This window comes from Rodentibacter mrazii (genome assembly GCF_001998825.1).
Lineage (GTDB): Bacteria > Pseudomonadota > Gammaproteobacteria > Enterobacterales > Pasteurellaceae > Rodentibacter > Rodentibacter mrazii.
The window spans coordinates 21,958-28,580 of the sequence record NZ_MLHG01000081.1 but is presented as its reverse complement, the minus strand read 5'-3'; the positions used below and the strand labels follow the sequence as shown (position 1 = coordinate 28,580).

4 protein-coding genes and 3 tRNA genes are annotated in these 6,623 nt (G+C 39.9%); 1 reads left to right on the top strand and 6 read right to left on the bottom strand.

The features are described 5' to 3' along the window. Positions 1 to 148: 148 nt before the first annotated feature. The 4 genes from BKK47_RS10780 to wecA all read right to left on the bottom strand — a co-directional run bounded on the left by BKK47_RS10780 (position 149) and on the right by wecA (position 1,647). Positions 149 to 225 (bottom strand) — tRNA-Pro (locus tag BKK47_RS10780). A gap of 18 nt (positions 226 to 243) precedes the next feature. Then, a tRNA-His gene (locus tag BKK47_RS10775) sits at positions 244 to 319 on the bottom strand. Between the two features lie 21 nt (positions 320 to 340). Beyond that, positions 341 to 417 (bottom strand) — tRNA-Arg (locus BKK47_RS10770). Between the two features lie 165 nt (positions 418 to 582). Beyond that, positions 583 to 1,647 (bottom strand): UDP-N-acetylglucosamine--undecaprenyl-phosphate N-acetylglucosaminephosphotransferase, encoded by a 1,065-nt coding sequence (gene wecA / locus BKK47_RS10765; RefSeq protein ID WP_077494830.1) that lies wholly within the window; start codon positions 1,645 to 1,647, stop codon positions 583 to 585. 121 nt (positions 1,648 to 1,768) lie between these two features. Here wecA and hemL point away from each other — a divergent pair, with 121 nt between their 5' ends. Further along, a complete protein-coding gene (hemL, locus tag BKK47_RS10760; protein ID WP_077494829.1) occupies positions 1,769 to 3,052 on the top strand; it encodes a glutamate-1-semialdehyde 2,1-aminomutase in 1,284 nt (427 codons plus the stop codon). Between the two features lie 38 nt (positions 3,053 to 3,090). On the opposite strand, the gene glnD is transcribed toward hemL, so the two are convergent. Both glnD and map read right to left on the bottom strand, forming a co-directional pair. After that, positions 3,091 to 5,682, bottom strand: a complete 2,592-nt coding sequence (gene glnD / locus BKK47_RS10755) for a bifunctional uridylyltransferase/uridylyl-removing protein GlnD (protein ID WP_077494833.1) — start codon at positions 5,680 to 5,682, stop codon at positions 3,091 to 3,093. 73 nt (positions 5,683 to 5,755) lie between these two features. Beyond that, on the bottom strand, positions 5,756 to 6,559 hold the full coding sequence (gene map / locus BKK47_RS10750; protein WP_077494828.1) for a type I methionyl aminopeptidase: 804 nt from the start codon (positions 6,557 to 6,559) through the stop codon (positions 5,756 to 5,758). Positions 6,560 to 6,623: the final 64 nt, after the last annotated feature.

Genomic DNA, 6,623 nt, shown 5'->3' with positions numbered 1-6,623 from the left:
AAATAAAAACACTACTTAAACTTAAAGTAAAAAGTAATATGAATTTCTAGTTCTGCACCTATTAAGACTTCAAAATTAAAATATTTTCAATAAGTCAATCAACAAGTGCCCACACAGATTGTCTGATAAGTTGTTAAAGAGCAAAAAATGGTCGGCGAGATAGGATTTGAACCTACGACCCACTGGTCCCAAACCAGTTGCGCTACCAAGCTGCGCTACTCGCCGATAAAATCTTATAAAAGATGGGGTGGCTAATGGGATTCGAACCCACGACAACTGGAATCACAATCCAGGGCTCTACCAACTGAGCTATAGCCACCATTGAAGATTGCATTGACTCTGGCGCGCTCGACAAGATTCGAACTTGCGACCTTTGGCTCCGGAGGCCAACGCTCTATCCAACTGAGCTACGAACGCGTACTGCGTCGTTGCGGGGCGTATATTAATGATTTCGATATACCTTGTCTAGCACTTTTTTTAAAATTTTTCCTGAAAGATAGTTTTTTATTCAATTTGTATAGATTTTGTAAATATTCCGCTCACTTTAAAAACGTTCAACGATTATTTACAGACTAATCACTACTATATTTTCGCTTTTCTTGCTCTACGTTTCATTCTCCGTACAAAACGAGTAATTCTCCATGCTCTTGTAATGGAATAAACATAAAGAAAGAACAATACAAAAAATCCAATAAACATTACCCATTCATTAATATAGTAAATTTCGCCTAAAATACCAATTGTTGCGCAAATAGCGGACATTAAAGTAATTAAAAGAAAAGCTTGGCGTGATGTCAAACCGGCTCGCACCATTAAATGATGTACGTGTAAACGGTCAGGTCGAAACGGGCTTTTCCCTTTTCTTAAACGACGGTAAATAATCGCCACCATATCAATCAATGGTATTGCAATCACCCAAAGTGCCGTTACAGGATTCATTGGATGACCTTTACCTTGAGTACTTAATAACAAAATCCAAATGATCGTAAAACCCACCAACGTACTTCCAGCATCTCCCATAAAGACTTTGTATTTTGGTCCAAACGGAATGCCGAGATTTAACATTAAATAAGGTAGCATGGCGGCGATCAAAGCAAAACTCCAATGCGCCATATCCATTTGCCCGTCACGAAACATTAAAATACCAATCGCTGCAAAGGAAACACAGGACAATCCACCAAGCAAACCATCGATACCGTCAATCATATTAAAGGCATTAATAATCGCAATGGTGGCAAATACCGTAATCACTAATCCGATAGAACCAAGCGTTAATTGGAAAGGCCCTAAAATTTGCCCAAAATGATCAAGATAAACATTCCCGAGATCAATCATCAAAATAGCCAGTACTGCTTGAATTCCAGCCCGTAAAAAAGGACTAATATCAAAGCGATCATCTAAGATTCCAATGGCAAGCAGCACGAAAATACTAAATAGATATAAATAAGGAAGACGAAGTTGATCCCACTCCATTAAGTAATAACAGAGATTTCCCATAAACAGGGAAACACCACCAATTAATGGGATTGCCCCTTGGTGACGCTTGCGATAATTCGGTTTATCCACCAAACCGATTTTATTCGCAATAGGGCGCATAACCATTAAGGTCAGAAATGCACCAAGAAAAGTAACAATAAGACTTAACATAGATTGACCTTCATAATTTTTGTAAAGGATAACATAAGGAAAATTTAGCAAGAAAGATATTTTTAACAAAGCCTGCATTTTTCAGTACAATAACACCACTTTTTATCATTAAGGAAAAACAATGACAAATTCAACCGCACTTTTCTCTCGTGCACAACAAATTATTCCCGGTGGCGTTAATTCTCCCGTTCGAGCTTTTAAAGGCGTAGGGGGAACGCCGGTATTTATTCAAAAAGCACAAGGTGCTTATATTTATGATACGGATAGCAAACAATATATTGATTATGTGGGTTCTTGGGGGCCTATGATTTTAGGACATAACCATCCCACTATTTTAAATGCCGTATTGAAAGCGGCAGAAAATGGATTGAGTTTCGGTGCACCTACACCTTCAGAAATTGATCTTGCCGAACTGGTTTGCGAACTGATGCCTTCTATTGAAATGGTGAGAATGGTGAGTTCCGGCACCGAAGCGACGATGACGGCCATTCGTCTTGCCCGTGGTTATACCGGTCGAGACAAAATTTTAAAATTTGAAGGTTGCTATCATGGCCATTCGGATTCTCTTTTAGTCAAAGCAGGTTCCGGAGCACTCACACTCGGTCAACCAAGTTCTCCCGGTGTGCCGGAAGATTTTGCCAAACATACCCTTACCGCCGAATACAACAACTTAGATTCGGTTAAACAATTATTTGAACAGTTCCCCGATAGTATCGCCTGCGTAATTATCGAACCTGTTGCCGGCAATATGAATTGTATCCCACCGAAAGCCGGTTTCTTGCAGGGATTACGTGAACTTTGTGACAAATATGGCGCATTGTTCATTATTGACGAAGTGATGACGGGATTCCGTGTGGCACTTGCCGGAGCACAATCTTATTATGATGTTACACCTGATCTCACCACACTTGGTAAGGTTATTGGCGGAGGAATGCCTGTAGGTGCCGTAGGGGGGAAAAAGGCCGTGATGGAATATCTTGCGCCAACAGGTCCGGTTTACCAAGCAGGTACACTTTCCGGTAATCCAATCGCGATGGCGGCAGGTTTAGCTTGTTTAAATGAATTAAAAACAGCAGGGAACGAACAAAACCTCGCCGAAAAAACCGGAAAACTCTGTTTAGGTTTAAAAGCGTTGGCGGAAAAACACAACATTCCGTTTGTCGTAAATTATGTAGGTGGAATGTTCGGCATTTTCTTTACCGATCAAAAAGAAGTGACCTCTTATGCGGAGGTGATGAAATGTGATACGGAAAAATTCAAAATTTTCTTCCATAAGATGTTAGATTTAGGTGTCTATCTTGCCCCATCTGCATTTGAAGCTGGCTTTATGTCTCTTGCTCATACCGATGAAGACATTGCCAAAACGCTGGAAGCGGCCGATATCGCCTTTGCTTCCCTTCGCTAATCCTCAAAAGTGCGGTCAAATTTAACCGCACTTTTTTCTCATTTAATCTTTTGCTCAATAACCTGACGCAGTGTTTCTCTTTCTTCCAATGTTAAGGCTTTATTGTCTTTATTTTTTAAGATGAAAAAATCTTCCGCTTTTTCACCTACGGTCGTAATTTTAGCATTCAGCAAATTTAGCTGGAGATCATTGAAGATTTGACTCACTTCCGCCAACAAGCCCGGTTTATCCAATGCAATCAATTCCATTTCCGTATGCTCCGTTTTATTTTCATGTAAAAAACGAACATCTGTTTTCACACTGAAATGCTGTAATTGGCGATTGGAAACCATTGAGGATAACAACGTTTTTTCACTTTGTAATGCTTTTGTCAGCGCCCCTTCTAATTCACGGCGACGATCAAATTTGACTAAATTGCCGTTAAGTTCTGTAATGATAAAACTGTCGAATACGTAGCCATCTTGTGCCGTAATAATTTGCGCATCATGGATACTGAATTTTTTCGCCCCGATGGTCGTCACCACTTTATTAAATAAGTGTGGCTGATCCTGGCAATAAATAAACACTTCTGTTCCGCCAAGAGAAAAACGATTTGTCACTTTCACCAGTAATTCACCGGAAAAATCCACCAACAATGCCGTATGTCCCGCAATTTGTTTAGGCGTATTACGTAGAAAATACTCCTCAGGGCAACGCCCCCATAATAGCAGGACGGTTTCCTCAGAAATAGAGAGCAATGAGGATTGCAAGATTTGCCATGCCAAGCGGCGATTTTCTTCTGATTTTTCCGAGTAATCCAATAATTCCACCATACCCTGACTGAATTGCTGTTGAGTAAAATGATACAAAGAAGAAAAAAGCGATCGCTTCCAACTATTCCAAAGGGTACTATTAGTGGCACAAATATCTGCAACTGTGAGGCAGGTTAAATAATCTAGTCGAACTTGATTCTGTACCTCTTCCGCAAACTTCATCACCACTTCCGGATCATAAATATCACGCCGTTGTGCGGTAACGGACATAAGCAAATGTGCCTTCACCAACCAACTCAAGGTATCCGTTTCATGTCGATCAAAACCATGTAATTGGGCAAACTCCATCACATCTACCGCACCAAGTTCTGCATGATCGCCTCCTCGCCCTTTCGCAATATCGTGAAATAATGCGGCAATATACAACAAAGTGCGGTCAGAAAATTGGCTAAATAAACGATGACAAATAGGGTGCTTAGAGGCATTTTCTTCAAATAAAAAACTTTCCAGTTTTAACATCACCCGTAAAGTATGTTCATCCACGGTATAAATATGGAATAAATCAAATTGCATAAGTCCTTCAATTGCCTGCCATTGAGGGAGATAAGCCGTCAGGACACCATATTGATGCATAGGAACAAAAGCTCGAGAAATGGCATTTTTCTGATTAAATAAACGTAAAAATTTTTCACGTGCGGCGGGAATTTCACACAATTTTTGTGGTAATTGTTCTAGTGCAAGGCGCAGCCTACGTAAAGTTTCGGAATGAACCGTTGCTTGTTCAAACCGGGTTAAATAAAAGAATAAATCAAGAATACGTTCAGGTTGTTCAAAAAATAAATTCGGCTTACGTAAGCATAAACGTTTATTTATCAGCTCAAAATCATCATCTAATTGATGAATAAAAATATCATAATGTGGTGATAAAAAATGCTCTCGGTAATGCTGAATCAGAAGATTGCTGATAAGGGAAATACGCTGTAGCGACTGGAAAAACTGTTTCATCATTTTTTCTACGCCTTGATTTCCTTCTCCTTTGAAACCCAGTAATTCACTCACTTTGATTTGGCGATCAAATAATAAACGATTGTCATAGCGTTTCAAAATGAGATGCAAAGCAAACCGCATTTTAAACAGAAACGCCCGACTTTCTTGTAACTGTTGATATTCTTGCGGATAAATAAAACCGCTTTTTAAAATTGTCTCCAAGGTCTGAGCCCCTGTATGACGCAATGCCACCCAATACAACAAATGCAAATCCCGCAAACCACCGGGGCTGTATTTAATATCCGGTTCAAGATTGTAACTCGTGTTGTGATAACGCTGATAACGTTCGGTTTGTTCTTGCACTTTCGCATTAAAAAAGGCTTCTTTTGACCAAAAATTATCGGCTTTCACCCGTTCACAAAGCGATTCAAAGTGCGGTCGGTTTCCTGCGAGAAATCTGGCTTCAAACAAATTTGTTGCAATCGTAATGTCTTCCCGCCCTTCACTCTCACATTGTGCCAGCGTACGTACTGAATGTCCGACTTCAAAACCACAATCCCATAAAAACTGAACAAATTGCACGACCTTTTCTTCTATTTCGACAGACATAATTTGTGCAGTGAGAATTAAGAAATCTAAATCTGACAGTGGAAACATTTCCCGCCGCCCATAGCCACCAACGGCAATGAGAGAAAGTTGAGGTTGTTTATCCAACCCAATTTGGGTCCATAGCCGTTGCAATAAAGCATCATAAAAATCCGTGCGATTTTCGATCAATTCGAAAACAGAATATTGTGAAAAATTATTCAGCTCAAATTGTTTAAGATTTTCACGCTGAATTTTGACCGCACTTGGGGTGAGAGGAGAATGAATATCGAAAGGGAAAAGCATAACGATCTCAATTAAATTTATTTGATACACATTATAAAAGGAAAGCCCACCAAAGTGGGCTTTCATAATTAATTTAAATATTCACCATAAGACGTTGAATCCGACCTTCTTGAATTTCTTCATCACGAATCGTCATTACTTCACAGCCGGTTTCTGTCACCACAATTTGATGCTCATATTGTGCAGAATGGCTACGATCTTTGGTTTTCACCGTCCAGCCGTCCCCCATTACACGCACTTCTTTCTTACCGGCGTTAATCATCGGTTCAATGGTAAACACCATACCCGGTTTTAAAATCACCCCACCATCATCGGCATAATAATGTAACACTTGCGGATCGCAATGGAATTCTGTACCAATACCATGTCCACAATATTCCCGTACCACGCTAAAACCTTGGCTTTCCGTATATTTTTGCACCGCTTTGCCGATTTCATTTAAGCGAATACCCGGTTTTACCGTACGTAAACCAACATAGAGCGCCTCTTGTGCCGCGTCCACTAATTTTTGGCTACGAATATTGGTTTCTCCCACAACATACATTTTTGAGTTATCGCCAAAATAGCCATCCTTTATCACCGTCACGTCAATATTGACAATATCACCATTTTTCAGCACTTTGTCCGAACTTGGAATACCATGACAAACCACCTCGTTAATAGAAATACAAGTTGCCTTAGGAAAACCATGATAATTTAGGCAAGCCGGAATCACTTTTTGTTCATTGACCATATACTCGTGGCAAATACGGTCCAATTCCCCCGTTGTAACGCCTGCTTTGACATAAGGTTCAATCATGACCAATACATCTGCAGCCAATTTACACGCTTCACGTAATTTTACAATTTCTTCTTCAGTTCTTAATGGAATTGCCATTTTATTCCTCGCTATTTGAACATAACAATGTTGCGAATTGTAGCACGATTTCCGTGAAAAATCT

Bases quoted from the DNA above. Each gene is read 5' to 3' on its own strand.
- wecA (WP_077494830.1), bottom strand. From the start codon at position 1,647: ATGTTAAGTCTTATTGTTACTTTTCTTGGTGCATTTCTGACCTTAATG.
- hemL (WP_077494829.1), top strand. From the start codon at position 1,769: ATGACAAATTCAACCGCACTTTTCTCTCGTGCACAACAAATTATTCCC.
- glnD (WP_077494833.1), bottom strand. From the start codon at position 5,682: ATGCTTTTCCCTTTCGATATTCATTCTCCTCTCACCCCAAGTGCGGTC.
- map (WP_077494828.1), bottom strand. From the start codon at position 6,559: ATGGCAATTCCATTAAGAACTGAAGAAGAAATTGTAAAATTACGTGAA.